The 23,870-nt window shown below is 66.7% G+C and carries 20 protein-coding genes; 12 read left to right on the top strand and 8 right to left on the bottom strand.

Features of this window, described 5'->3' with window-relative positions; translation table 11 throughout:
* Positions 1 to 475 precede the first annotated feature (475 nt).
* Positions 476 to 1,189, bottom strand: coding sequence for a protein ImuA (locus QZ814_RS15795; protein ID WP_294334173.1), 714 nt, complete (start codon positions 1,187 to 1,189; stop codon positions 476 to 478).
* A gap of 247 nt (positions 1,190 to 1,436) precedes the next feature.
* Here QZ814_RS15795 and QZ814_RS15790 point away from each other — a divergent pair, with 247 nt between their 5' ends.
* The 5 genes from QZ814_RS15790 to rarD are packed head-to-tail and all read left to right on the top strand — an operon-like array spanning position 1,437 to position 6,293.
* On the top strand, positions 1,437 to 2,708 hold the full coding sequence (locus QZ814_RS15790) for a 3-methyl-2-oxobutanoate dehydrogenase (2-methylpropanoyl-transferring) subunit alpha (RefSeq protein WP_294334154.1): 1,272 nt from the start codon (positions 1,437 to 1,439) through the stop codon (positions 2,706 to 2,708).
* A gap of 14 nt (positions 2,709 to 2,722) precedes the next feature.
* Positions 2,723 to 3,727, top strand: a complete 1,005-nt coding sequence (locus tag QZ814_RS15785) for an alpha-ketoacid dehydrogenase subunit beta (RefSeq protein ID WP_294334171.1) — start codon at positions 2,723 to 2,725, stop codon at positions 3,725 to 3,727.
* Between the two features lie 4 nt (positions 3,728 to 3,731).
* The gene (locus QZ814_RS15780; protein WP_294334151.1) at positions 3,732 to 5,051 is read left to right on the top strand and encodes a dihydrolipoamide acetyltransferase family protein; all 1,320 of its coding nucleotides are present in this window, start codon (positions 3,732 to 3,734) and stop codon (positions 5,049 to 5,051) included.
* Between the two features lie 2 nt (positions 5,052 to 5,053).
* A complete protein-coding gene (locus tag QZ814_RS15775) occupies positions 5,054 to 5,353 on the top strand; it encodes a YciI-like protein (protein WP_294334149.1) in 300 nt (99 codons plus the stop codon).
* Between the two features lie 46 nt (positions 5,354 to 5,399).
* Positions 5,400 to 6,293: an EamA family transporter RarD gene (gene rarD, locus QZ814_RS15770; protein WP_294334148.1), complete on the top strand. Its 894-nt coding sequence runs from the start codon at positions 5,400 to 5,402 to the stop codon at positions 6,291 to 6,293.
* Between the two features lie 34 nt (positions 6,294 to 6,327).
* On the opposite strand, the gene QZ814_RS15765 is transcribed toward rarD, so the two are convergent.
* The gene (locus QZ814_RS15765; RefSeq protein ID WP_126001359.1) at positions 6,328 to 7,545 is read right to left on the bottom strand and encodes an argininosuccinate synthase; all 1,218 of its coding nucleotides are present in this window, start codon (positions 7,543 to 7,545) and stop codon (positions 6,328 to 6,330) included.
* Between the two features lie 321 nt (positions 7,546 to 7,866).
* Between QZ814_RS15765 and QZ814_RS15760 the strand changes: the two genes are divergently transcribed.
* Positions 7,867 to 10,944 (top strand): TonB-dependent receptor, encoded by a 3,078-nt coding sequence (locus tag QZ814_RS15760; RefSeq protein ID WP_294334144.1) that lies wholly within the window; start codon positions 7,867 to 7,869, stop codon positions 10,942 to 10,944.
* Positions 10,945 to 10,966: 22 nt separating this feature from the next.
* On the opposite strand, the gene QZ814_RS15755 is transcribed toward QZ814_RS15760, so the two are convergent.
* The 3 genes from QZ814_RS15755 to QZ814_RS15745 all read right to left on the bottom strand — a co-directional run bounded on the left by QZ814_RS15755 (position 10,967) and on the right by QZ814_RS15745 (position 13,781).
* Positions 10,967 to 12,199 carry a cyclopropane-fatty-acyl-phospholipid synthase family protein gene (locus QZ814_RS15755; RefSeq protein WP_294334142.1) on the bottom strand — a complete coding sequence of 411 codons (1,233 nt, stop codon included), beginning with the start codon at positions 12,197 to 12,199 and terminating at the stop codon, positions 10,967 to 10,969.
* A gap of 131 nt (positions 12,200 to 12,330) precedes the next feature.
* On the bottom strand, positions 12,331 to 13,062 hold the full coding sequence (locus tag QZ814_RS15750; RefSeq protein ID WP_294334140.1) for a molybdopterin-dependent oxidoreductase: 732 nt from the start codon (positions 13,060 to 13,062) through the stop codon (positions 12,331 to 12,333).
* Positions 13,059 to 13,781 carry a cytochrome b/b6 domain-containing protein gene (locus QZ814_RS15745; RefSeq protein ID WP_294334138.1) on the bottom strand — a complete coding sequence of 241 codons (723 nt, stop codon included), beginning with the start codon at positions 13,779 to 13,781 and terminating at the stop codon, positions 13,059 to 13,061. Before QZ814_RS15745 ends, QZ814_RS15750 begins: the two co-directional genes overlap by 4 nt.
* 91 nt (positions 13,782 to 13,872) lie before the next feature.
* Between QZ814_RS15745 and QZ814_RS15740 the strand changes: the two genes are divergently transcribed.
* Positions 13,873 to 14,493 carry a flavin reductase family protein gene (locus QZ814_RS15740; RefSeq protein WP_294334134.1) on the top strand — a complete coding sequence of 207 codons (621 nt, stop codon included), beginning with the start codon at positions 13,873 to 13,875 and terminating at the stop codon, positions 14,491 to 14,493.
* Positions 14,494 to 14,502: 9 nt separating this feature from the next.
* Here QZ814_RS15740 and rlmN read toward each other — a convergent pair whose 3' ends face one another.
* Entirely contained in the window at positions 14,503 to 15,711 is a 1,209-nt protein-coding gene (gene rlmN, locus QZ814_RS15735; protein ID WP_294334170.1) for a 23S rRNA (adenine(2503)-C(2))-methyltransferase RlmN, read from the bottom strand.
* A 188-nt stretch (positions 15,712 to 15,899) separates the two neighbouring features.
* Here rlmN and QZ814_RS15730 point away from each other — a divergent pair, with 188 nt between their 5' ends.
* Both QZ814_RS15730 and QZ814_RS15725 read left to right on the top strand, forming a co-directional pair.
* The gene (locus tag QZ814_RS15730) at positions 15,900 to 16,337 is read left to right on the top strand and encodes a DUF4168 domain-containing protein (RefSeq protein ID WP_294334132.1); all 438 of its coding nucleotides are present in this window, start codon (positions 15,900 to 15,902) and stop codon (positions 16,335 to 16,337) included.
* A gap of 131 nt (positions 16,338 to 16,468) precedes the next feature.
* Entirely contained in the window at positions 16,469 to 17,554 is a 1,086-nt protein-coding gene (locus tag QZ814_RS15725) for a Ca2+-dependent phosphoinositide-specific phospholipase C (RefSeq protein WP_294334130.1), read from the top strand.
* 33 nt (positions 17,555 to 17,587) lie between these two features.
* Here the strand turns inward: QZ814_RS15725 and metC are convergent, their stop codons facing one another.
* The gene (gene metC / locus QZ814_RS15720; RefSeq protein ID WP_294334127.1) at positions 17,588 to 18,778 is read right to left on the bottom strand and encodes a cystathionine beta-lyase; all 1,191 of its coding nucleotides are present in this window, start codon (positions 18,776 to 18,778) and stop codon (positions 17,588 to 17,590) included.
* The gene (locus tag QZ814_RS15715; protein ID WP_294334125.1) at positions 18,775 to 19,605 is read right to left on the bottom strand and encodes a sulfurtransferase; all 831 of its coding nucleotides are present in this window, start codon (positions 19,603 to 19,605) and stop codon (positions 18,775 to 18,777) included. The genes metC and QZ814_RS15715 overlap by 4 nt, the downstream gene beginning before the upstream one ends.
* Before the next feature lie 55 nt (positions 19,606 to 19,660).
* Here QZ814_RS15715 and queF point away from each other — a divergent pair, with 55 nt between their 5' ends.
* The 3 genes from queF to QZ814_RS15700 all read left to right on the top strand — a co-directional run bounded on the left by queF (position 19,661) and on the right by QZ814_RS15700 (position 23,857).
* Positions 19,661 to 20,107, top strand: a complete 447-nt coding sequence (queF, locus tag QZ814_RS15710) for a preQ(1) synthase (RefSeq protein ID WP_294334122.1) — start codon at positions 19,661 to 19,663, stop codon at positions 20,105 to 20,107.
* 141 nt (positions 20,108 to 20,248) lie between these two features.
* Positions 20,249 to 22,519, top strand: coding sequence for a glycosyltransferase family 4 protein (locus QZ814_RS15705; protein ID WP_294334120.1), 2,271 nt, complete (start codon positions 20,249 to 20,251; stop codon positions 22,517 to 22,519).
* 51 nt (positions 22,520 to 22,570) lie between these two features.
* Entirely contained in the window at positions 22,571 to 23,857 is a 1,287-nt protein-coding gene (locus QZ814_RS15700) for a glycoside hydrolase family 130 protein (RefSeq protein WP_294334118.1), read from the top strand.
* The last annotated feature ends 13 nt before the right edge of the window (positions 23,858 to 23,870 follow it).

Raw genomic sequence — 23,870 nt, 5'->3', positions numbered from 1 at the left:
ACGCGCCACCAGCGGCAGCCGCACCACCCGGCCGGCCATCGGACCGCCCTCGTCGGGCCGCATCCGCTTGAAGGCGTGGTCGGCCGCCTCGCTGCGCCGGCCGAGCTCGCGCATCGGCGGCCGCTGGTGCGGCGGGAGTGCGGCGATCGCAGCGTCGCGCGCGGCACGGGCCCAGCGCGCGCCCGGCCGCCAGCCGCCGCCGCGCTGCACGGAACAGGCGGCCTCCTGCTCGGCGGCGGCGAGGGCTTGGACGGAAGCCAGCCGCTCGTCTTCTCCGCACCCCTCCCGCTCGCGGGAGGGGCTGGGGGAGGGACTGACGTGGAAGAAGCGCTGTACGGTTTCAGCCCCACCCCCGACCCCTCCCGCAAGCGGGAGGGGAGCGCAGGTGGCTACGGAGTCCGCATTTTTGCTGTCAGTACCTCCTGCAGCCGGGAGGGGGACAGAGATGGCATGCTCCTGAAGACTCGCGCCCCGCTCAGGCGGCGGCAGCGCGCGCCGCTCGGCCCGCCGCACGCGGTCGAGCGACCAGTGGGGCAGGAAGAGCGCAGCGACCCGTTGCATCGCAGGCCTCCACCAAGAGTTGGAACGATTCCCCCCCACGTTGCCGCGCCAGCGACACGTCCCAGCGTGGCCGCCCGACCCCCTCCACCGGCAGCGGCGCCGAGGGCGCGCAGCCGATCCGCCAGCGCGTCACCGCCGCCGACGGTGCCCCCAGCGGATCGCTCCCCTCGCGCGCATGGCGCTTGAGGAGCAGCGCAATCGTGCGGCCCCCCTCGGCCACCAGCTGCAGCCGCCGCGTCGCCGGCATGGCAACGCGCTTCACCTCGCCGATCACCGCGCCCAACCCGCGATGCCGCAGCCCTTCCTCCATGATCGCGAGCAGTTCGTCGTCGTCCTGCGCCTCGGCATAGATCACCCGCTTGGGATCGAGCCCGACCTGCGCCAGCCCGGGGGCGAACAGGTCGCGCCGCCGCACCACCCACAGCACCGGCCCCCAGCAGCGCGCGGCGATTCCGCCGAGGAAGGTGGTGGCGGCACAATCGTCTGTCAGGTCGGGGGTGGCGCCCGAAATCTCGTGCAGCGCATCGAGCCGCAGCCCCCCGTCCGCCAGCTTCGAATCGAGCCGCTCCAGCCCGAACGGCAGCACCGGGCGCCGCCGAAATCCGGTGCCGTCGATGGCGCTGAGCATTGCGCGCAACTGGTCGAGAGTGGCAGGATCGGGCACGGCGACTCGCTCGGGGGTTGATGACAGGTCCGACTCGTTCGTTCCTATTTTGTTCCAATCGGCACGGGAGTCAATCGGACTCGATGTCCCAAATTTTTAGGCCAGCCCTGCTGTCCCATCTCGACAGACGCGTTGAAATTTTATAACAGCCTTGCGCAATTCGAGTTCGTGCGTTGTCCGTGGCGACACGGCCGTATCTGATGGAGAGACCATGACGGTGGACGCCCCGCGCGCCAACCTGCCGCCTTTATCGCTGCATGTGCCCGAGCCGCGCTTTCGCCCCGGCGACGAGGCTGATTTCAGCGATCTCGTCGTGCCCCCCGCCGGCGCCGCACGCCGCCCGGACACCGCCGAGCCGGCCGATCGATTCCACGAACTCGCCTATGGCCTGGTCCGCGTCCTCGATGACGCCGGCAACGCCGTCGGCCCCTGGGATCCGCGGCTCGATGCCGAGGCGAAGCTGAAAATGCTGCGCAGCATGGCGCTCACCCGCGCGTTCGACGAGCGCATGTTCCGCGCCCAGCGCCAGGGCAAGACCAGCTTCTACATGAAGTCGACTGGCGAGGAGGCGGTGTCGGTTTCGGCAGCGCTGGCGATGGCGGGCGACGACATGTGCTTCCCCAGCTATCGCCAGCAGGGCATCCTGATAACCCGCGGCTATCCGCTGGTCGCGATGATGAACCAGATCTACTCCAACCGGAGCGATCCGCTGCAGGGCCGGCAGCTGCCGATCATGTATTCGTCGAAGGAGACCGGCTTCTTCTCGATCTCCGGCAACCTCGCCACGCAATATCCGCAGGCGGTGGGCTGGGCGATGGCGAGCGCGGCGCGGGGCGATACCCGCATTGCCGCCACCTGGTGCGGCGAGGGTTCGACCGCGGAAGGCGACTTCCACTCGGCGCTGACCTTTGCGACCGTCTACCGCGCGCCGGTGATCTTCAACGTCGTCAACAACCAATGGGCGATCTCGAGCTTCTCCGGCTTTGCCGGCGCCGAGGCGACCACCTTCGCCGCCCGCGCGATCGGCTATGGCATCGCGGGCCTACGCGTCGACGGCAATGACGCGCTGGCGGTCTATGCCGCCACCCAATGGGCGGCCGAGCGCGCGCGCACCAACCAGGGCCCGACGCTGATCGAGCATTTCACTTACCGCGCCGAGGGCCACTCCACTTCGGACGATCCCAGCGCCTATCGCTCGGCGGGCGAACCCAATGCCTGGCCGCTCGGCGACCCGATCCGGCGGCTGAAGGACCATCTGATCGGTCTCGGCGAATGGGACGAGGAACGCCATGCGGCGATGGACCTCGAACTCGCCGAGACGGTGAAGCGCGCGCAGAAGGAAGCCGAGAAGAACGGCATCCTCGGCCACGGCATGCACCAGCCGTTCGAAACCATGTTCGAGGGCGTCTTCGAGGCGATGCCCTGGCACTTGAAGGAACAGAGCGACCAGATGATCGCCGAGCGCAAGGCGGCCGGGATATGAGCGACACCCCCCGCATGAACATGATCCAGGCGATCAACTCCGCTATGGACGTGATGATGGAGCGCGACGACCAGGTCGTCGTGATGGGCGAGGATGTCGGCTATTTCGGCGGCGTGTTCCGCGCGACCGCCGGGCTCCAGGCCAAGTACGGCAAGACCCGCGCCTTCGACACGCCGATCACCGAGATCGGCATCATCGGCGTGGCGATCGGCATGGGCGCCTATGGCCTGCGCCCCGTGCCCGAGATCCAGTTCGCCGATTACATCTACCCGGCGCTCGACCAGCTCGTCTCCGAAGCGGCACGGCTGCGCTACCGCTCGAACGGCGACTTCACCGCGCCGATCACGGTGCGCTCGCCCTATGGCGGCGGCATCTTCGGCGGGCAGACGCACAGCCAGTCGCCCGAGGGCATCTTCACCCATGTCTCGGGCATCAAGACGGTGATCCCGTCGACGCCCTATGACGCCAAGGGCCTGCTGATCGCCGCGATCGAGGACAACGACCCCGTTCTCTTCCTCGAGCCCAAGCGCATCTATAACGGCCCGTTCGACGGCCATTATGATCGCCCGGCCAAGAACTGGACCGCGCATCCGGCGAGCGAAGTTCCGACAGGCTATTACCGCGTCGAACTCGGCAAGGCGGCGACGGTCCGCGAGGGCGAGGCGGTGACGATCCTCTGCTACGGCACGATGGTCCACGTGGTCGCCGCGACGATCGAGGAACTGGGCGTCGATGCCGAGATCATCGATCTGCGCACCTTGGTGCCGCTCGACATCGACGCGATCGAAGCCTCGGTGAAGAAGACCGGCCGCTGCATGATCGTCCATGAGGCGACGCGCACCTCGGGCTTCGGTGCGGAATTGTCCGCGCTGGTGCAGGAGCGCTGCTTCTACCATCTCGAAGCGCCGATCGCCCGCGTCACCGGCTTCGACACGCCTTATCCCCACAGCCTCGAATGGGCCTATTTCCCAGGTCCCGTGCGGATCCGCGAGGCGCTCAACAAACTCCTCAAGGACTGACCCCATGGCGCGTTTTACCTTTCGTCTGCCGGACATCGGCGAGGGCATTGCCGAGGCCGAGATCGTCGCCTGGCACGTGAAGATCGGAGACCGCGTCGAGGAAGACCAGCAGGTCGCCGACATGATGACCGACAAGGCCACGGTGGAGATGGAATCGCCCGTCTCCGGCGTGGTGGTCGAGCTTGCCGGCGACGTGGGGGATCAGGTGCCGATCGGGTCGGCGCTGATGGTGATCGAGGTCGAGGGCGAGGCTGCGGCCGAGCCGGAGACGCCCGTCGAGGAACAGGTCGAGGCCGAGAATCCCGGCGTCGAGGGAGCGACGGACGCCGAGCCCATCGCTCCCCTCCCGCTTGCGGGAGGGGCCGGGGGGGGGGCCTCGCTCACCACCAGCGATGCACCTGTGGAGGCCGGGAGCCCACCCCCCAGCCCCCTCCCGCACGCGGGAGGGGGAGCGCAGGAAATCAAGATCCTCGCCTCCCCCGCGGTCCGCGCCCGCGCGGCGGACCTCGGCATCGACCTCGCGCAGGTAAAGCCGGCCGAGGGCGACCGCCTCCGCCATGCCGATCTCGACGCGTTCCTCCGCTATGGCAGCGCGCAGGGCTATCACGCGCCCCACGCGAGCCGTGCCCGCGAGGACCAGCCGGTGAAGGTGATCGGCATGCGCCGCCGCATCGCCGAGAACATGGCCGCCTCGAAGCGCGCCATCCCGCACTTCACCTATGTCGACGAGATCGACGTCACCGCGCTGGAAGCGATGCGTGGCGACCTCAATGCCAACCGTGGCCAGCGCCCGAAGCTGACCATGCTGCCGTTCCTGATCGTCGCCTTGTGCCGCACGATGCCCGACTTCCCGATGCTCAACGCCCGCTATGACGATGAGGCCGGGGTGGTCACCCGCCACGGTCGCGTCCATCTCGGCATGGCGACGCAGACCGATGCCGGGCTGATGGTGCCGGTGATCCGCGATGCGCAGGACCGCAACGTCTGGCAGCTGGCGAGCGAGATCACCCGCCTCGCCGAGGCCGCGCGCACCGGCAAGGCCAAGTCGGAGGAGCTGAGCGGCTCCACCCTCACCGTCACCTCGCTCGGGCCGCTCGGCGGTATCGCGACGACGCCGGTGATCAACCGGCCGGAAGTGGCGATCATCGGCCCGAACAAGATCGTCGAACGCCCGGTGTTCCACGGCGACGAGATCGTCCGCGCCAAGCTGATGAACCTGTCGATCAGCTGCGACCACCGCGTCGTCGACGGCTGGGACGCGGCAAGCTTCGTCCAGGCGGTGAAGAAGCTGCTCGAGACCCCGGTCCTGCTGTTCGCCGACTGAGCGTGGCGCATTTCCTGCTCCGCTACACCCTGGCGCCCGACTATCTCGCGCGCCGGGGTGCGCTGCGGGAGGCGCATCTGGCGCTCGCCTGGGCTGCGGCGGATGCCGGCACGCTGCTGCTCGGCGGGGCGGTGGGCGATCCGCCGGAAAGCGCGCTGCTGCTGTTCGGCGATGCGGAGGCCGCGCGCGCCTTTGCGGCGCAGGATCCCTATGTGACCGAAGGCCTCGTCACCCATTGGGACGTGGTGCCCTGGGCCACCGTCGCCGGGGGAGAGGCCGCCACACCGATCCGCCCGGCTTGACCCTGCTCGTGTTGCGTTGCACCGCAACACGGCGCAACAGGGTAACATGACCAAGCCCCAGGGTGCTGATCGCACCGGCCTTCTCCTCGGCATCGCCTCGTACAGCCTTTGGGGCGTGTTGCCGCTCTACCTGCACCTGCTGCAGGGGGTGCCGGCGCTACAGGTGCTGTCGCACCGCGTGCTCTGGTCGCTGCTGCTGCTCGCTGGGATCGTCGTCGCGTTGCGGCGGGTGGGGAGCATCGCCCGCGCGGCGCGCGGGCGCACGTTGCTGCTCCTGATCGGCAGCGCGGCGCTGATCGCGATCAACTGGCTGGTCTATATCTGGTCGGTCCAGCACACCCATGTGCTCGACGCGAGCCTCGGCTATTTCGTCAATCCGCTGGTCAATGTGGCGCTCGGCATGCTGGTGCTCGGCGAGCGGCTTCGGCGCTGGCAGGGCGTCGCCATCGGACTGGCCGCGCTCGGCGTGCTGCTGCTGGCGCTCCACGGTGTCGGCAGCTTGTGGATCCCGCTCGCGCTGGCGCTGAGCTTCGGCGGCTATGGCCTGCTCCGCAAGGTCGCCGCGATCGACGCGCTGGGCGGGCTGACGGTAGAGACGCTGCTGCTCGGCCCGCCTGCATTGGCGGTGCTGCTCTGGGCGCAGCATAGCGGTACGGCGGCGTTCGGCGGATCGACGCGGATCGATCTGCTGCTGATCGCGGCCGGGGTCGTCACCGCGACGCCGCTGCTGCTGTTCGCCGCTGCCGCCAAGCGGCTGCCCTATGCGACCATGGGGCTGCTCCAGTATATCGCGCCGACGCTGCAGTTCCTGGAGGCAGTGGTGGTGTTCGGCGAGCCGGTGCTGCCGGTGCACCTCGCCACCTTCGCGCTGATCTGGTCCGGCTGCGCGCTCTACGCCTGGGACAGTCTGCGCGCCTATCGGGCGGCGGTTCGGGGGTAGCGCCCCTCCCGCACGCGGGAGGGGCGCAACAGGCTCAGCCCTCGCGGCGGCCGAGCAGGCGCAGGCGCAGTGCGTTGAGCTTGATGAAGCCCGCCGCGTCGCGCTGGTCATAGGCGCCCTGGTCGTCCTCGAAGGTCACGACCTTCTCGCTGTACAGCGTGTACGGCGACTTGCGGCCGGTGACGATCACGCTGCCCTTGTACAGCTTGAGCCGCACGGTGCCGGTGACCTTCTCCTGGCTGTAGTCGACCGCGGCCTGCAGCATCTCGCGCTCGGGCGAGAACCAGAAGCCGTTGTAGATCAGCTCGGCATAGCGCGGGGCCAGCTCGTCCTTGAGGTGCGCGGCGCCGCGATCGAGCGTGATCTGCTCGATGCCGCGATGGGCGAGGTGATAGATGGTGCCGCCCGGCGTCTCGTACATGCCGCGCGACTTCATGCCGACGAAGCGGTTCTCGACCAGGTCGAGCCGGCCGATGCCGTGCTTGCGGCCCAGCTCGTTGAGCGCGGTCAGCAGCGTTGCTGGCGACATCGCCTGGCCGTTGAGCGCCACGCCGTCGCCGCGCTCGAAATCGATCGTGATCGTCTCGGGCGTGTCGGGCGCGTCCTCGGGGTTCACCGTGCGCGAATAGACGTAATCCGGCACTTCCTCCCACGGATCCTCGAGCACCTTGCCCTCGGACGAGGTGTGGAGCAGGTTCGCGTCGGTCGAGAAGGGCGACTCGCCGCGCTTGTCCTTGGTGACCGGAATCTGGTGCGATTCGGCGAACTCGATCAGCTTGGTGCGGCTGGTCAGGTCCCATTCGCGCCACGGCGCGATCACCTTGATGTCCGGGTTCAGCGCATAATAGCCGAGCTCGAAGCGGACCTGGTCGTTGCCCTTGCCGGTGGCGCCGTGGCTCACCGCATCGGCGCCGACCAGCTTGGCGATCTCGATCTGCCGCTTGGCGATCAGCGGCCGCGCGATCGAGGTGCCGAGCAGGTACAGCCCCTCGTAGAGCGCGTTGGCGCGCATCATCGGGAACACATAGTCCTTCACGAATTCCTCGCGGACGTCCTCGATGAAGATGTGTTCGGGCTTCACGCCGGCCATCTCCGCCTTCTTGCGCGCGGGCTCCAGCTCCTCGCCCTGGCCGAGATCGGCGGTGAAGGTGACGACCTCGCAGTTATAGGTCTGCTGCAGCCATTTCAGGATCACGCTCGTGTCCAGGCCGCCCGAATAGGCGAGGACGACGCGATTGATCTTATCCGACATGGGGCAGGGACTCCGAAATGGGGAAATGCGCGCCCTGTACGGCGGGGAGGCACGACGCGCAACTCCGCTGCGGACCCAGGCCCGATCGCACCACGCTGCCCGGCAGGAGGGGGGAGTCGAGAGAGGCGCAAACGCGCCCTGGGTTGCAAAATCGTTACCACATTAGTGCCGCAACGCAGCAACACACAAGCTAAGCTAATGGAATATTTAGTAAGTTTTCGTTTGACAGCCCATCACAATATTATGTTGTATACGGTATCCGTAACGCACTGATAGCGGATCGCGCCCTGGGGATTGGGGTAGGAAAAGGGGTATGCAATCATGACAAACGCTCGCCTGCGGCTTTGCCGCAGTCTTCTTCGTGCGTCCGTCGCAGGTGCGACGCTGGCGCTTCTTCCACTCGTGTCGACGGCGGCACATGCGCAGGGCTATTCCACCGTCCGGGCGACCGGCCGCGTGGTGGATCAGAACGGCAAGCCGATCGTAGGCGCATCCGTCGCCGCCAAGTCGGACGACCAGGGGTTCACGCGGTCCGCCGTGACCGACAAGGAAGGCAATTTCAGCCTCCCCGAACTGCAGGCGGGGTCCTACACCTTCAGCATCACCGCCGACGGCTATCCGGGCTATGAAGAAGCGGGCATCCGCATCTCGGCGAACAATGCCAGCAACACCTTCGCTCTCGCTGCAGAAGGCAGCAACGAGATCGTGGTGAAGGGATCGCGCGTCGCCAACGTCGATTTCGATCGCACCACCACCGGCCTCGTGCTCGACGTGGCGGAAGTGAGCCAGCGGCTGCCGATTGCGCGCAATATCCAGTCGATCATCCAGCTCGCACCCGGTGCGAATGCGGGGTCGAGCGCCTTTTCGGGGCTGAGCTCGATCAACGGCGGCGCCGTCTCGGAAAACGCGTTCTTCATCAACGGCCTGAACATCACGGACTTCCGCAAGGGGCTGTCGCCCGTCGACGTGCCCTATGATTTCTACAAGACGACCGAGACGAAGACCGGCGGCTATGCCGCGGAATTCGGTCGCTCGACCGGTGGCTTCATCAATGCCACCACCCAGTCGGGCAGCAACGAGTTCCACGGTTCGCTGCTGTACACCTGGAACCCGAACGAGCTGCGATCGAAGACCAAGGACACGATCTACAGCGACAATGCCAACGGCTCCGCCGAATCCAAGTCGGTCGTCGCCACGCTTTCCGGCCCGATCTGGAAGGACCATCTGTTCTTCTTCGGCCTGTATCAGACGCGCGACAACAGCAGCGTTTCGGCAGGCACCGAGTATAATCTGACGACCAAGACCAAGCAGGGGACGTCACGGTCGTTCTATCACACCGGCACGCCCTTCTACGGCGGCAAGATCGACGCCTATATCAACGACCAGAACCACCTCGAATTCACCTATTTCAACACGTCGCAGGATACCAAGACCGATTATTACGGCAGCACGTCGACCGTGCGCTACGATCGCGTCCGCAATATCGACGGGCCCTATACCGGCAGCACCAGCAACCAATATGGCGGCGAGAACTACGTCGCGCGCTACACCAGCATCATCAAGAGCTGGCTGACCTTCTCCGCTGCCTATGGGCGGGGCGAGAACAACAACAACTATCAGAGCGTGAACGCCGATTCCAAGGTCGTGCCGGGCGTCAGCGACGCGCGCAACGATCCGGCGGTTTCGCTCACCAATGCCGGCGGCGGCCTTGGCATCAACCACGACGTCCGGAAATTCTACCGCGCCGATGTCGACATCTATGCCAATTTCCTGGGCAAGCACCACTTCAAGTTCGGCTATGACCGCGAAGACCTGTCCTCGATAAACCGGCAGGTCGGCGCCGGGCTTGGCTACAGCTATGTCATCTACCGCGCGAAGCAGGGCGACCAGTTCGGCCTGCCGATCGGCACCGACTATGTGCGCCAGACCTTCTATTCCAACATCGGCAGCTTCACGTCCCGGAACGAGGCCTTCTACATCCAGGACGCCTGGGCGCTGTTCAACGAGCGCCTGAACCTCAGCCTCGGCCTGCGCAACGACCGCTTCGGCAACAACAATTCGGCGGGCAAGAAATTCTACGAGTCCGGCAACCAGTGGGGGCCGCGCCTGGGCTTCACGCTCGACCCGTTCGGCGCCCGCAAGGACAAGGTCTATGGCAGCTTCTCGCGCATGTTCCTGCCGGTGGCCTCGAACACCAATATCCGGCTGACCGGCGGCGAGACCTATTATACGCGCACCAACCTCCTTGCCGGAATCGGCGCCGACGGCATTCCGAAGCTTGGCGCCGCGGTGCTCTATCCGGGGGCAGCCCCCTGTCCGGACGACAAGGTGACGAACTGCGACGTCACCGGCAGCGGCCAGCCGGTTGCGGTCGACGCGGCCGTCGCCCAGAACCTCAAGCCGCAATCCGAGGACGAGTTCATCCTCGGCTATGAAAAGCGCATCAGCCGATGGCGGTTCAACGTCTACGCCACCTACACGCGCCTCAACGAGGTGCTGGAGGATTCCGCGATCGACGGCGCGGTCAACAAATACTGCACCGCGAACGGCATCAAGGGCTGCGACGCGATCTGGACCGGCTTCACCCAATATGTGCTGAACAATCCGGGCCAGCCGATCACCGTCCAGCTCGCCGCGCCGATCAACGGCGAATCGACTCCGCGCACCGTCACGCTGACGCCGGCGCAGCTCGGCTATCCGCGGGCCAAGCGGACCTACAAGGCGATCGCCTTCGAGGTCGGGCGTGAGTTCGACGGCCGGTTCGAACTCAACGGTTCCTATGTGCTGTCCTGGACCAAGGGCAATTACGAGGGCGGGGTGAAGACCGATAACGGCCAGTCCGATACCGGCCTCACCGAGGACTTCGACCAGCCCGGCCTCACCAACGGCACGTACGGCTATTCGCCGAACGATCGCCGCCATGTGTTCAAGCTGTGGGGGTCGTACGCGCCGACCAAGTCCCTGACCTTCGGCTTCAACTTCTCGGCCACCTCGCCGCGCCATTACGGGTGCATCGGCATGGTGCCGTCGTCGGTCGATCCCTATGCGCGTGCGTACGGCGCGGCGGGTCTCTATTGTCGGGTGCTGTCCAACGGACAGATCGATACCGACCCGACGATTCCGGCGAGCCAGGCACCGGTCAAGCTGATCCCGCGCGGTTCGGTGTTCAGCAGCGACTGGGTGTTCGGCAACGATCTGACGATCGCGTGGAAGACGAAGATCGGCGGATCGGACGTCGGCCTGAACCTCACCGTCTTCAACGCGCTCAACCTGCACGCGAAGACCGACTTCAACGAGTACGGCACCGACGGCAACGGGGTGGCGAGCCCCTATTACCAGCAGGTGACCGGCCGCCAGACGGCGCGGTCCGCCCGCATCCAGGCGCGGTTCTCCTTCTGATGCAAGCCGCCGGCAGCCAGGATCACTGGCTGCCGGCGGTAAGCTTCCGCTCGGCCTCGAGCATATAGTCGCGGGTGATCGGCAGTGCCGTGCGCGAGCGGGAGAACTGCAGCTGGTAGTTGACCAGCCCGCCGTTCACGAAGCTCACATAGGAGCCTGCCAGATAATAGGTCCACATGCGGTAGAAGCGCTCGTCGTACAGCGCGACGATCGCATCGTGCGCCGCCACCGTGCGGTCGTACCAGGCTTTCAGCGTGTGGGCATAATGGAGCCGCAGCACCTCCACATCGGTGAGGAAGTAGCGCAGCCCCTCATAGCCCTGGGCGATCTCGGACAGCGCCGGGATATAGCCGCCGGGGAAGATGTATTTGAGCGTGAACGCGTCCGTATAGCCGGGCGAACCGGCGCGGCCGATGGTGTGGAGCAGCATCACCCCCTCGGGCGTCATCAGCTCGCGGCACTTGGCGAAGAAGGTGCGGTATTGCGGCGTGCCGACATGCTCGAACATGCCGACCGAGACGATCCGGTCGAACTGCCCCTCCAGCGCGCGATAGTCGATCAGCTCGAACTTCACCTTGTCGGCGACGCCGGCCGCTTCCGCGCGCTCCCGGGCGATCTTGAGCTGCTCTTCGGAGAGCGTGATGCCCAGCACCTCGGCGCCGGTCTTGGCGTGGATGTAGAGCGCCATGCCGCCCCAGCCACAGCCGATGTCGAGCACGCGCATGCCGGGCTGGATCGCCAGCTTGGCGACGATGTGCGCCTTCTTGTCGGCTTGGGCCTGTTCCAGGCTGTTCGCCGGATCGGTGTAATAGGCGCAGCTATATTGCCGGTCGGCGTCGAGGAACAGGTCGTAGAGCCGAGCCGACAGATCATAGTGATGCGCGACATTCTGCTTGGATTTGCGCGCCATGTTGCGGCGGCCCAGCCAGTGCCCGATCTTCCCCGTTGCTCGGCTGAGCATGGAGGGATGCAGCACCGCCGTGCCCTTTTCCCAGGCATTGTTGGCGGTGACGAGCGTCAGCAGGTCGAGAATGTCGCCGGCCTCGAAGTTCAGGCTGCCGTCCATATAGGTCTCGGCGGCACCCAGCGCGGGATCGCGGACGATGCGGCTCTCGGCGCCCTTGCCGAGACGCATCGTCACCGGCTTGAGATCGGGATCGGGGCTGCCGAAGCTGCGGGAGGAACCATCGGGACGTATCAGGGTAAGCTGGCCGCGCTGCACGGCACGGTCGAGGAAACGATCAATCAAGGCCATGGCGATCCCGTATTCGGCTTTTGTTTCGGCGGTACCCGGCTCACATTTCCGAGGAGCCCCTCCCTCTGAAATGCATTACGGACGGGCAACGAACGCGGATGCACGGCGCGGGTTCAGCGTGCCCAAAAATTTCAGATCCCGGCGTACCATTGGTAGCCGTTCGAATCCTCCCAGGTGCCACCCTTGCCCTTGCCGAAACCGGCGAGCGAGGCGACCGCCTCGATGCCGACCAGATATTTGGCCTGCTTGTAGCCAAGCTGCCGCTCGACCCGCAGGCGCAGCGGGGCGCCGTGCCCGACATCGAGCAGCCGGTCGTTGAGCGCCCAGGCGAGGATCGTCTGGGGATGGAAGGCGTCGATCAGGTCGATCGATTCATAATAGCCGCCATCGCCGTAGCGGTCGGCGCAGTGGAACACGATGTAGCGGGCGTTGGTGCTGATCCCGGCGGCGTTCAGGATCGTGCCGAGCTGCGGGCCCTGCCATTTGCCGATCGCGCTCCAGCCCTCGACACAGTCGTGCCGGGTGATCTGCGCGCGCTGGGGCATGTGCTGGAGCTGGTCGAGCGTCAGCTGCATCGGCCGGGCGACCATGCCGCCCACCCGCAGCCGCCAGTCGGCGAAGCGGGTGCCGGCCCAGATATTATATTCGGGGGTGTTCGGGTGGTGGGTGCCGTTCACCCGGAAGATCGGGCTGCGCTGCTCCGGCCGGAACTCGGTGGCGAGCGCGCCGCGCCCGATCGATCGCTGGAGGAAGCGGTGTGCCTCCTCGGCGCTCGCCAGCACGGGGCTGTCGGTGAAGCGGTCGCAGCCGGTGAGCAGGCCGGCGGTGCAAGCGACGAGCAGGTTGCGGCGGGTGAGGATCACGGCTGTTTCTCCGCCGGCACCCGCCACCAGCCGGTGATCATCGAGCGCAGCTCGTTGATCGGCCCGGCGAGCAGGACCAGCGTCAGGTGGGCGAGCAGGAAGGCGAGGATCGCCGCCATGGCGATGAAATGCACCGAGCGGGCCGATTGCCGCCCGCCGAACAGCGCGGTCAGCCACGGCCAGGCGGCATCCATGCCGGGCGAGAGGGCGAGGCCGGAGAAAATCACCGCAGGCAGCAGCACGAACAGCGTGCCGACATAGGCGAGCTTCTGGAAGATATTGTAGGCGCGCGGATTTTCCGGGTCATGGAACCGCAGCGCGAGATGGTCCTTGAAGTCCTTCCAGAGATGGCCCGGGCCCAGCTCCCGCGCGCGGATCCGCAAGTCGCCCAGGATATGGCCGTTCGCGAGACTCCACAGCAGATAGACCAGCAGCCCGAAGGCGAGCACCAGCGCGAAGAAGAAGTGCCAGTGTCGTGCACCGGCCAGGCTGTAATAGGAGGGGAGGGTGACCCAGCCCGGGAAACGCGGCAGCTCGAGCCAGGCATGGTCGAAATTCGCGCCATATTGCCCCCAGTAGAGGCGGGGATGGGCGTTGAAGATCATCAGCCCGCTGCCGACCATGATCAGCAGCGCGATCGCGTTGATCCAGTGCCATAGCCGGGTGATCAGGCGATGGCGGTAGATCAGCGGCGGGTTCCCCGGTGGACCATCTGCCATGTGCGCTTCCTTCCCTGGACGTGGCGAGTGTAGGAGATTCGCAGCCCAAGCGGAATCGGTTTCACGTCCGCCACAAAAATCCGGAGCGCCCATGCCCACAGACTTCCATTTCTACGAACCCGCCGCCGGGCACGGCCTTGCGCACGACCCGCTGAACGCGATCGTCGGGCCGCGCCCGATTGGCTGGGTGAGCACGGTGTCCGCCGCGGGCGTCCGCAATCTGGCACCCTACAGCTTCTTCAACCTGTTCAACTATCGCCCGCCGATCCTCGGCTTCGCCTCCACCGGGTGGAAGGACAGCGTCGTCAACATCGCGGAGACGAAGGAGTTCGTCTGGAACCTTGCCACCCGGCCGCTGGCCGAGGGGATGAATGCCAGCGCGGCGATGGTGGGACCGGAGGTGGACGAGTTCAGCCTCGCCGGCATCGACGCGCTGCCGTCGCGCACCGTGCGGCCCGATCGCGTCGCGGGCAGCCCGGCACAGTTCGAATGCCGGCTAACCCAGCTGATCCGGCTGGAGACCAAGGAAGGGGCCGCGGTGGATACCTGGCTGGTCCTCGGCGAAGTGACCGGCGTCCATATCGACCGGGCGATGCTGGAGGACGGCGTCTACCAGACCGCGCGCGCGCGCCCGATCCTCCGCGGCGGCGGGCCGGCCGACTATTTCGAGATCGGCGAGGACGCGCTGTTCCGGATGGTCCGTCCGCGCTGATCGCCACGCTCAACCGAGCGCGGCGAACTTCTCGGCGGCTTCGCGGTCGAGCTGGGCGCGGCTCTTCTTCTCGGCCGCGGTCTTCAGCTGGCCGCACGCCGCATCGATGTCGCGCCCGCGCGGGGTGCGCACCGGCGCCGAGATGCCGCCCTCGAACACGATGTTCGAGAAGGACCGGATCCGCTCCGGTGTCGAGCATTCGTAAGGCGCGCCCGGCCAGGGGTTGAACGGGATCAGGTTCACCTTCGCGGGCAGCTTGTACTTGCGCAGCAGGCGGACGAGCTCGTGCGCATCGGCGTCGCTGTCGTTCTTGTCCTTGAGCATCACATATTCGAAGGTGATGCGGCGGGCATTGTTGGCGCCCGGATAATCGGCACAGGCCTGGAGCAGCTCCTCGATGCCGTACTTCTTGTTGAGCGGCACGATCTCGTCGCGCACCTCCTTGGTGACCGCGTGGAGCGACACCGCGAGGTTGACGCCGATCTCCTCGCCCGCGCGCGCCATGATCGGCACCACGCCCGAGGTCGAAAGGGTGATGCGGCGTTTGGACAGCGCGAGGCCGTCGCCGTCCATCACGATCTGGAGGCCCATCTTCACCTCGTCGAAATTATAGAGCGGCTCGCCCATGCCCATCATCACGATGTTGGTGAGCAGGCGGCCTTCGGGCTGGCTCGGCCATTCGCCGAGCGAATCGCGCGCGAGCATCACCTGGCCGACGATCTCGCCGGCGGTGAGGTTGCGCACCAGCCGCATCGTGCCGGTGTGGCAGAAGCGGCAGTTGAGCGTGCAGCCGACCTGGCTGGAGACGCACAGCGTGCCCCGATCGGCATCGGGGATGAACACCATCTCGTACTCCTGCCCGTCGGGCGAGCGGAGCAGCCACTTGCGGGTGCCGTCGTTCGAGACCTGCGCCTCGACCACGTCCGGGCGGCCGATCACGAAGCGTTCGGCCAGCCACGGGTGCTGGGCCTTGGCGATGTCGGTCATCGCCGAGAATTCGGTGGCGCCGCGATTGTAGATCCAGTGCCACAGCTGCTTGGCGCGCAGCTTGGCCTGTTTCGGCTCCAGCCCGGCGGCGGCGAGCGCCTCGCGGATACCGTCACGGGAAAGCCCGATCAGGTCGGTACGGCCATCTTCGCGCGCGGCGGGGGCACGCGGCACGGGCACGGGATCGATGTGCCCGGGGATGGGCATGGGGGCGGCCGACACTGTCTGCATCGCGTGGATATAGTCGAAAATGCCCGGCTTTTCCAGCGGTGTGATTCCGGAGGCGTGCGTCCCCGCCCGGGTCATGCCGTCCCGCCTCGGCAACAGCCCATCGTGAATCGGGTATGAAACGGAAAACCCGATGCCCACTCTCACGTTACAGGGGTGCAAAAGAGTTTCATTGTTACGAGGAGTTGATGATGAAAATGATGTTTTCGAGCCTGGCTGCTGCCAGTGCGCTGATGGCTTCGGCAGCCGTTGCCCAGACCACCGCGCCGGCCCAGACGACCCCGGCCCAACCGGCCGCGCCGGCAACCCAGGACCAGGGGACGACGGGTGCCGGCACTGCATCGACGTCCACCTTCACCGATACCGAAGTGAAACAGTACGCCACGGCAGCGCTTGCGGTGAACAAGATCAACGCGGACACGAGCATCCCGACCGCCGAGAAGAACACCAAGTTCGTCGCCGCGATCACCGCCTCGGGCCTGCAGCCGCAGCGCTTCAACGAGATCAGCCAGGCGATGGCCTCGGATACGGCGCTCAACCAGCGCATCCAGGCAGCCGCCGCCCAGGCGCAGACCAGCGGCCAGTCGGCTCAGGCCACCGCGCCCGCCAGCCCGACCGGCGGCAACTAAACCGATAGCTCCCTATGACGGCGGCGGTCCCCAGCGGGCCGCCGCCGTTTTTGTGCGCCCGACTGTCATGGTTCCGGAACGAAAGCCCGCCAAAGGCACCGCCTTGGGTTCGCTTAGGAAGGAATGACGGGATGCGCACAGGGTGGATGATCGGCGCGGCCGCGCTGTTGATGGCGATGGCGCCGGGCGGCGCGACGCCGGATGCCGACAAGAGCCTTGATTCGCTGCGGCTGGATCAGGTGCGCATGCTCGGCTCGCACAACAGCTATCGCCCCTATCCGCTGCCGCAGGTCGAGGCCCGCATCCGCGCACTGGCGCCGAAGGAGTGGGAAGGCCTGGCCTATGGCCATCCGCCGCTGGAGAGCCAGTTGGCGCTTGGCTTGCGCCAGCTCGAGATCGACGTCGCGCCCGATCCCCAGGGCGGCGCCTATGCCGCGCCTTATGCGGATGGCCCGGCCGAGATCCAGGCGGAGATGGCGGCCCCCGGCGCCAAGACGATCCATGTCCCCGGCCTCGACTGGCAGACCCATTGCCGCACCTTCCGCGCCTGCATGATGATCTTCCGCCGCTGGTCCGATGCGCACCCGGGCCATCTGCCGGTGATGCTGCTGGTCAATGCCAGCGACGTGCGGCCGATTCCCGGCCTGCGCACCACCGATCTGGGCTTCGACGCGGCGGCGCTGGACGCTCTCGACACCGACATCGCCGCGACGCTCGGCCGCGATCGGGTGATCACGCCGGACGACGTCCGCGGTACCCTGCCGACGTTACGCGACGCCGTGACGGCGCATCGCTGGCCGACCGTGGGTGCATCGCGCGGCAAGTTCCTGCTGGTGCTCGATACCTCCGAGGCGAACGAGGAGCGCTATCGCACCGGCCATGCCAGCCTGAAGGGCCGGATGATGTTCGGCTGGTATCCCGAAGACGCGCCCGAGGCCGCCTTCTTCAACATGCAGAATACGGTCAAGGACGGCGCGCTCGTCACGCGCCGGGTGAAGGCCGGCTTCATGGTCCGCACCCGCGCGGACTCGGAAACGCTGGAGGCGCGGACCCATGATCGCAGCCGGCTCGACGCCGCGATCGCGTCGGGCGCACAGTTCATCAGCACCGACTATTACGAAGGCGCGCCCGATCCACGCGGCCTGAACTGGGCGATCTCGCTCGGCAAGAGCACGGTCATCTGCAACAGCGTGACGGCGACCTGCCCGACGCGGTGAGCGGCAGGGGGCGGCACCGCGCCGCCCCCTGTTTCAGCCCCGCGCCGCGGCGAAGCGGGCGAGGCCTGCCTCGAGATCAGCGATCAGGTCGTCCGTATCCTCCAGCCCGACATACAGCCGGATGGCCGGTCCCTCGGCCTGCCAGCGCGAGACGGTACGGATGCGCTGCGGATCGGCGGGGATCGCCAGGCTTTCATAGCCGCCCCAGCTGAAGCCGATGCCGAAATGCCGGAGGCCGTCGATCAGCGCCGTCCGCGCGCCATCGTTGCCGCCGTTCAGCACGAAGGAGAAGAGGCCGGCGCACCCCTTGAAGTCGCGGACGAACAGGTCGTGGCCGGGACAGTCGGGCAGGGCAGGGTGGAGCACCCGCGCCACCTCGGGCCGGGTCTTGAGCCACTGGGCGATTTTCAGCCCGCTGGCGCCCGACTGGCGCAGGCGCACCTCCATCGTCCGCAGCCCGCGCGACCCGAGATAGGCGTCGTCCGGGCTCGCGCAGAGGCCGAGCTGATAGGTGGTCGCGCGCAGCCGCTCGTAATGGCCGGGGGCGGCGGTGACCGATCCCATCATCACGTCCGAATGGCCGACGACATATTTCGAGCAGGACAGGATCGTATAGTCGATGCCCTTCTCGATCGCCGGGAAATAGAGCGGCCCGGCCCAGGTATTGTCGAGCAGCGTCACGATCCCGCGCGCCCTGGCGACCGCGACGATGGCGGGCACGTCCTGCACCTCGAAGGTGAGGCTTCCCGGGCTCTCGAGCAGGATCGCCTTGGTCCGCTCGGTACACAGTGCCGCGACCCCCGCGCCGACCAGCGGATCATAATAGGTGGCGGTGATGCCCAGCCGCTTGAGCATGCCGTTGCCGAAAGCCCGGGTGGGTTCGTAGCTGCTGTCCGGCAGCAGCACCTCGTCGCCGGGTGACAGGACTGCCAGCAGCGCGGTGGTGATCGCCGCCACGCCCGAGGGATAGAGCAATGTCGCCTCGGCACCCGGCTCCAGCGATGTCAGCGCGTCGGCGAGCGCCCATTGGGTGGGCGTGCCGCGGCGGCCGTAATAGAGCTTGTGGTGCGTGTCGGCGCTGCCGCGCTCGCGCATCGCGGCGATGTCGTCATAGAGGATCGTCGAGGCGCGCCACACCGGCGGGTTGACGATGCCTTGGGTCCATTCCGGACGGCGGCCGGCATGGACGACCTTGGTCGCGTCCTTGTCCTCGTGCTCGCTCATGCGCCGGTCACCTTGGCAGTATCGGGCTGCGCCCCCCATTCGGTCCAGCTGCCGTCGTACAGCGCGATTTCGTGGCCGAGCAGATGCGCGGCGAACACGATCACCGAGGCGGTGATCCCCGATCCGCAGGTGGCGACCATCGGCCGGGTCAGGTCCAGCCCGGCGGCGTCGAACACGGCGCGGATTGCGTCCGGCGCCTTCCAATGGCCGTCGCTGTCGAAAAAGCGGCCATAGGGGATGTTCTTCGCACCCGGCATGTGGCCCGCCGCGCATTCGGGGCGGGGATCGGCCTCCTCGCCGGTGAAGCGGGCAGCCGAGCGTGCATCGACGATCTGCTCGCTCGTCGTGCGCATGTCGTCGAGCGTGCGGATCTGCGCGGCGGGCCCGCGGGCGGTGAAGCGGGAGGGGGTGGCGGTGTGCGGCCCCGTCTCCACCGGCCGCCCCTCGGCGCGCCAGTGCCCCATATTGCCGTCGAGGATCGCGGCCTTCACCCCGAACATGCGCAGCTCCCACCAGGCGCGGCACGACGTATGGTGCGGGCTGTTGTCGTAAAGGACGATGCGCGTGGCGGCGGTGATCCCCAGCTGCGCCATCCGCTCCTCGAAGATACGGGCGTTCGGCAGCATGGACGGCAGCGGATTTTCTGCATCCACCAGCGTATCCAGATCGAGCAGTCGCGCGCCCGGAATATGCCCCGCCTCGAACTCCGCGCGCGGATCCTGTTTCGCCGCGCCGGGGATGGTGGAGGTGTAGGTCGCATCGAGGACCAACAGGTCCGCCGCGCCGAGCATGCCGGCAAGGTCGCCGGTGGAGAGCAATCCGTCCATAGGGGAGCATCCCTAGCCCTATGGAAACCGCACCGCAAACGCCTACATGGCGCGCATGGACGCCAAGCATCTCGGAAAGCAATCCGCCCTGCCCGCCACGCCGGAGGAAGCGGAACTCGACTATGTACCCAATCCGCGGCCGGGCCTGCGCTATCTGGTTCGGTTCGCCGCGCCCGAATTCACCTCGCTCTGCCCGATCACCGGCGCGCCCGATTTCGCGCATCTGGTGATTGATTACGTGCCGGGCGAGCGGATCGTCGAATCCAAGTCGCTCAAGCTGTTCCTCGGCAGCTTCCGCAACCACGGCGCGTTCCACGAGGATTGCACCGTCGGCATCGGCGAGCGGCTGTTCCGCGAAATGCAGCCGGTCTGGCTGCGCATCGGCGGCTATTGGTATCCGCGCGGCGGCATTCCGATCGACGTGTTCTGGCAGTCGGGCAAGCCGCCGGAGGATGTCTGGATCCCGGATCAGGGGGTTGCCGGATATCGCGGCCGCGGCTGAACGGCAGGTTTACAGCACGGTTGAGCAGGCATATGGTTGTGCGTTGCAGCAGAACTGCAACTTATTTGAAAAACGGGAGTTTATCGGGAGGTGCGGTCCAGATTTGGGCCGCCCCCATCATGCAGTAGCGAAAGGTCCGCCATGGCACGGTCTCCGGTTCATCCGAGAATTCGGCATCTTGCCCTGATCGGCAACTTCCTGCCGCGCAAGTGCGGCATAGCCACCTTCACCACCGATACCTATACCGCGCTCGCCAAGCGCTATCCGGACATCCAGGTCGACGTCTATGCGATGGACGATCTGCCCGGCCACTACGCCTATCCGCCGCAGGTGACGAGCGCGATCGCCCAGAATGATCGCGGCGCCTATGTCGAGGCCGCCCGCAAGATCGAGGCGAGCGGTGCCGAGGCGCTGTGGATCCAGCACGAATACGGCATCTTCGGCGGCGCCGCCGGCGAACTGCTCCTGGCGCTGACCGATCGCGTGTCGATCCCGGTGATCGTCACGCTGCATACGGTGCTGGAACGCCCCAGCGCCGACGAGCGCCGGGTGATGGAAGCGCTGATCCGCCGCGCCTCGACGCTGATCGTGATGGCGGAGAAGGGGCGCGAGATCCTGAAACGCGTCCACGGCGTGGACGACAACAAGATCGAGGTCATCCCGCACGGCGTGCCGGATCGGCCCTTCGCCGAGACGGCAGCGTTCAAACCCAATTTCGGTTGGGAGGGCCGCGATGTCATTCTCACCTTTGGTCTGCTCGCGCCGAGCAAGGGCATCGAGACGATGATCGAGGCGATGCCCGCGGTTGAGGCTGCGCACCCCAGGGCGCTCTACGTCATCCTCGGCGCCACCCATCCGCATCTGGTCGCGCACGAGGGCGAAGCCTATCGCCACCGGTTGCAGACGCAGGTCGCGGCGCTCGGGCTCCAGGACAATGTCGCGTTCGTGGATCGATTCGTCGAGCAGAGCGACCTTCTCGACTATCTGCAGGCCGCCGACATTTATGCGACGCCCTATCCGAACCCGGCGCAGATCACGTCGGGCACGCTCTCCTATGCGGTGAGCATGGGCAAGCCGGTGATTTCGACCCCCTATGTGCATGCGACCGAGATTCTCGACCGGGATCACGGCGTGCTCGTCGATTTCGGAGACAGCGCCGCCTTTGCGCGTGAGATCAATCGGCTGCTCGGCGATGACGGGGCACGACACGCGCTTGCCAGCCGGGCCTATGCGCGCGGTCGCACGATGCTTTGGACGCGGCTGGCCGAGCGTGCGATCGCCGCGTTCGATGCCATTCTGGACGAAAAGCCGCACCGTATCGGCGCGACGGCATCGGAACTCGCGCCGCTTCACCCCGTGCTGACGGCGGTGGAGCGGATGAGCGATTCGACCGGGATGCTCCAGCACTCGATCTACTCGGTGCCGGACCGCCGCCATGGCTATTGCATCGACGACAATGCCCGTGCGCTGATCCTGATGAGCAAGATCGACGATGTCGACGATGCGGTGCGTGATCGCTGGACCGCGATCTATGGCGGCTTCGTCCAGCACGCCTGGAATCCGGACAAGCGCAAGTTCCGCAACTTCATGAACTTCGATCGCAGCTGGTGCGAAGACGAGGGCTCGGAAGATTCGAACGGCCGCGCGATCTGGGCGCTGGGCGTCACCGCGCGCGATGCCCGCGCGCAGAAGCATCGGGACTGGGCTTCGGTGCTGTTCGACGAAACGGCGTCGATCGCCTTCGACCTCGGCAGTCCGCGCGCGCATGCGTTCGCGATGCTCGGCGCCGCGGCGATGCTCGAGGCGCATCCCGGCCATGCCCTGTCGCGCGAAATCCTCACGCGCTTCGGCAACGAACTCGTCACCCTGCTGGAGTCGGCGCGTCGACCGGAATGGAGTTGGTTCGAAATCGTGCTGGCCTATGATAATGCGCGCCTGCCGGAAGCGCTGCTGCGCGCCGGCAAGGTGCTCGGCCGCCGCGACCTTCTCGAAACCGGCCTCGAAACGCTTGCCTGGATCGTCGAGCGCCAGACCTCGCCGGAAGGTCGTTTCCGCGCGGTAGGGACGGAGAGCTTCGGCCGCGCCTACGCCGATCCGCTGCCGTTCGACCAGCAGCCGCTCGAGGCCCAGGCCACGATCGACGCCTGCCTTGCCGCGCATGACGCGACCGGCGCCAACCGCTGGGCGGAAGAGGCGATGCGCGCCTATCGCTGGTATCTCGGCGCGAACGATCTCGACGTGCCGCTGGCGAGCGTCGCCGATGGCGGCTGTTTCGACGGGCTGATGCCCACCGGGCTCAATCGTAATCAAGGTGCTGAGTCGATCCTCGCACTCCAACTGGCGAATTGCGCGATCTCGGCTCTTTCAAAGCGCAATAAAAGCGTGGCAGGACCGGAACTCGCCGTCGCCTGAAGCGATACCGGGGGACGGCGCCGTAACGAGCGCGTTCCCCGGGGGTTGCCAATGCCGGAACTGTTTCATCATCCCTTGCGGCTGCATGCCGATCCATCCCGCGTCGTGGTCCGTCCGTTCCACATCGCCTGGGCGTCGACCAATGGCGGCGCGCCGAGCCGGACCGAGCGGATCGTCAGCGAGGTGCTGGCGCTCTCGCCCTCCGAGGCGCGGGCCGAGCTCGAACTGGTGCTCAAGGATTTCGAGGCGCGCCACTGGCAGACACGGCGCGTGTTCATGACGCGCTATGACGAGATCGAAGCGATGCTCGGCCTCGACGGCGCGACGATCGGCGACGAGAAGCGCCAGCTGCTCGGTGCCTATTTCTGCCACGAGTACAGCTATGCCGCCGCCGCGCTGATGAATCCGAGCGCCGTGCCGCATTACGACCAGAGCGGCATGCCGCCGGGCAGCATGCGTATCCTGATGTCGCTGCGCGCGGTGGGTGAGGGGCATATCTCCTCGGTCGCGTTCCGCGAAGGCATCATCACCGATACCAACGAACTGACACTGGCCCCCGAACCGCCCTTCGCCACCGCCGCCGACGCGCGCGAGCCGGACGAGCGCGCCATGGAAGGACCGGTGCGCATCTACCGCCACCGCGATTCGACGCTTTCCGGCACGGTGATCTTCCCGATCACCCGCGCCCAGTCGAACGGCCTGGAAGACCTGCGCATCTGCCCCTTCACCCATGACGACGGGACGATGGAATGGATCGGCACCTATACGGCCTATAACGGCTCGGCGATCCAGTCCGAGCTGCTGCGCACCAGCGACTGGCGTGGGCTCGACCTGGTGCCGATGACCGGCAGCGCCGCGCGCAACAAGGGCATGGCGTTGTTCCCCCGCAAGGTCGGCGGCAAATACATGATGCTGGGGCGGCAGGACGGCGAGAACATCTTCCTGCACGCCTCGGACGACATCACCCACTGGGAAGGCGGCGAGCTGATCATCAAGCCGCGCTTCCCCTGGGAGCTGGTGCAGATGGGCAATTGCGGTCCGCCGATCGAGACCGACGGTGGCTGGCTGGTGCTCACCCACGGCGTCGGCGCGATGCGCAAATATTCGATCGGCGCGGCGCTGCTCGACAAGGACGATCCCACCAAGGTGCTGGCCCGTTCGCGCGAGCCCTTGCTGGCTGCGGCGGATCAAGATCGCGAGGGCTATGTGCCCAATGTCGTCTACACCTGCGGCGCGATCCGCCACGGCGATTGCCTGTTCATCCCCTACGGCGTGGCGGACAGTTCGGTAGCGTTCGCGTTCGCGCCGATCCAGGCGCTGATCGACCAGATGGAATAGGCTGCGCGCCGGG

It is taken from the genome of uncultured Sphingomonas sp. (genome assembly GCF_913777625.1).
In the GTDB taxonomy this organism is placed as follows: domain Bacteria; phylum Pseudomonadota; class Alphaproteobacteria; order Sphingomonadales; family Sphingomonadaceae; genus Sphingomonas.
This window is presented reverse-complemented; position numbering and strand designations above follow the sequence as displayed.

Coding starts and splice junctions, on each gene's coding strand:
- QZ814_RS15790 (WP_294334154.1), top strand. CDS start 1,437: ATGACGGTGGACGCCCCGCGCGCCAACCTGCCGCCTTTATCGCTGCAT.
- QZ814_RS15755 (WP_294334142.1), bottom strand. CDS start 12,199: ATGGCCTTGATTGATCGTTTCCTCGACCGTGCCGTGCAGCGCGGCCAG.
- QZ814_RS15705 (WP_294334120.1), top strand. CDS start 20,249: ATGGCACGGTCTCCGGTTCATCCGAGAATTCGGCATCTTGCCCTGATC.
- QZ814_RS15765 (WP_126001359.1), bottom strand. CDS start 7,545: ATGTCGGATAAGATCAATCGCGTCGTCCTCGCCTATTCGGGCGGCCTG.
- rarD (WP_294334148.1), top strand. CDS start 5,400: ATGACCAAGCCCCAGGGTGCTGATCGCACCGGCCTTCTCCTCGGCATC.
- QZ814_RS15795 (WP_294334173.1), bottom strand. CDS start 1,189: ATGCTCAGCGCCATCGACGGCACCGGATTTCGGCGGCGCCCGGTGCTG.
- rlmN (WP_294334170.1), bottom strand. CDS start 15,711: ATGCAGACAGTGTCGGCCGCCCCCATGCCCATCCCCGGGCACATCGAT.
- QZ814_RS15785 (WP_294334171.1), top strand. CDS start 2,723: ATGAACATGATCCAGGCGATCAACTCCGCTATGGACGTGATGATGGAG.
- QZ814_RS15730 (WP_294334132.1), top strand. CDS start 15,900: ATGAAAATGATGTTTTCGAGCCTGGCTGCTGCCAGTGCGCTGATGGCT.
- QZ814_RS15780 (WP_294334151.1), top strand. CDS start 3,732: ATGGCGCGTTTTACCTTTCGTCTGCCGGACATCGGCGAGGGCATTGCC.
- metC (WP_294334127.1), bottom strand. CDS start 18,778: ATGAGCGAGCACGAGGACAAGGACGCGACCAAGGTCGTCCATGCCGGC.
- QZ814_RS15745 (WP_294334138.1), bottom strand. CDS start 13,781: ATGGCAGATGGTCCACCGGGGAACCCGCCGCTGATCTACCGCCATCGC.
- QZ814_RS15760 (WP_294334144.1), top strand. CDS start 7,867: ATGACAAACGCTCGCCTGCGGCTTTGCCGCAGTCTTCTTCGTGCGTCC.
- QZ814_RS15740 (WP_294334134.1), top strand. CDS start 13,873: ATGCCCACAGACTTCCATTTCTACGAACCCGCCGCCGGGCACGGCCTT.
- QZ814_RS15725 (WP_294334130.1), top strand. CDS start 16,469: ATGCGCACAGGGTGGATGATCGGCGCGGCCGCGCTGTTGATGGCGATG.
- QZ814_RS15700 (WP_294334118.1), top strand. CDS start 22,571: ATGCCGGAACTGTTTCATCATCCCTTGCGGCTGCATGCCGATCCATCC.
- queF (WP_294334122.1), top strand. CDS start 19,661: ATGGACGCCAAGCATCTCGGAAAGCAATCCGCCCTGCCCGCCACGCCG.
- QZ814_RS15715 (WP_294334125.1), bottom strand. CDS start 19,605: ATGGACGGATTGCTCTCCACCGGCGACCTTGCCGGCATGCTCGGCGCG.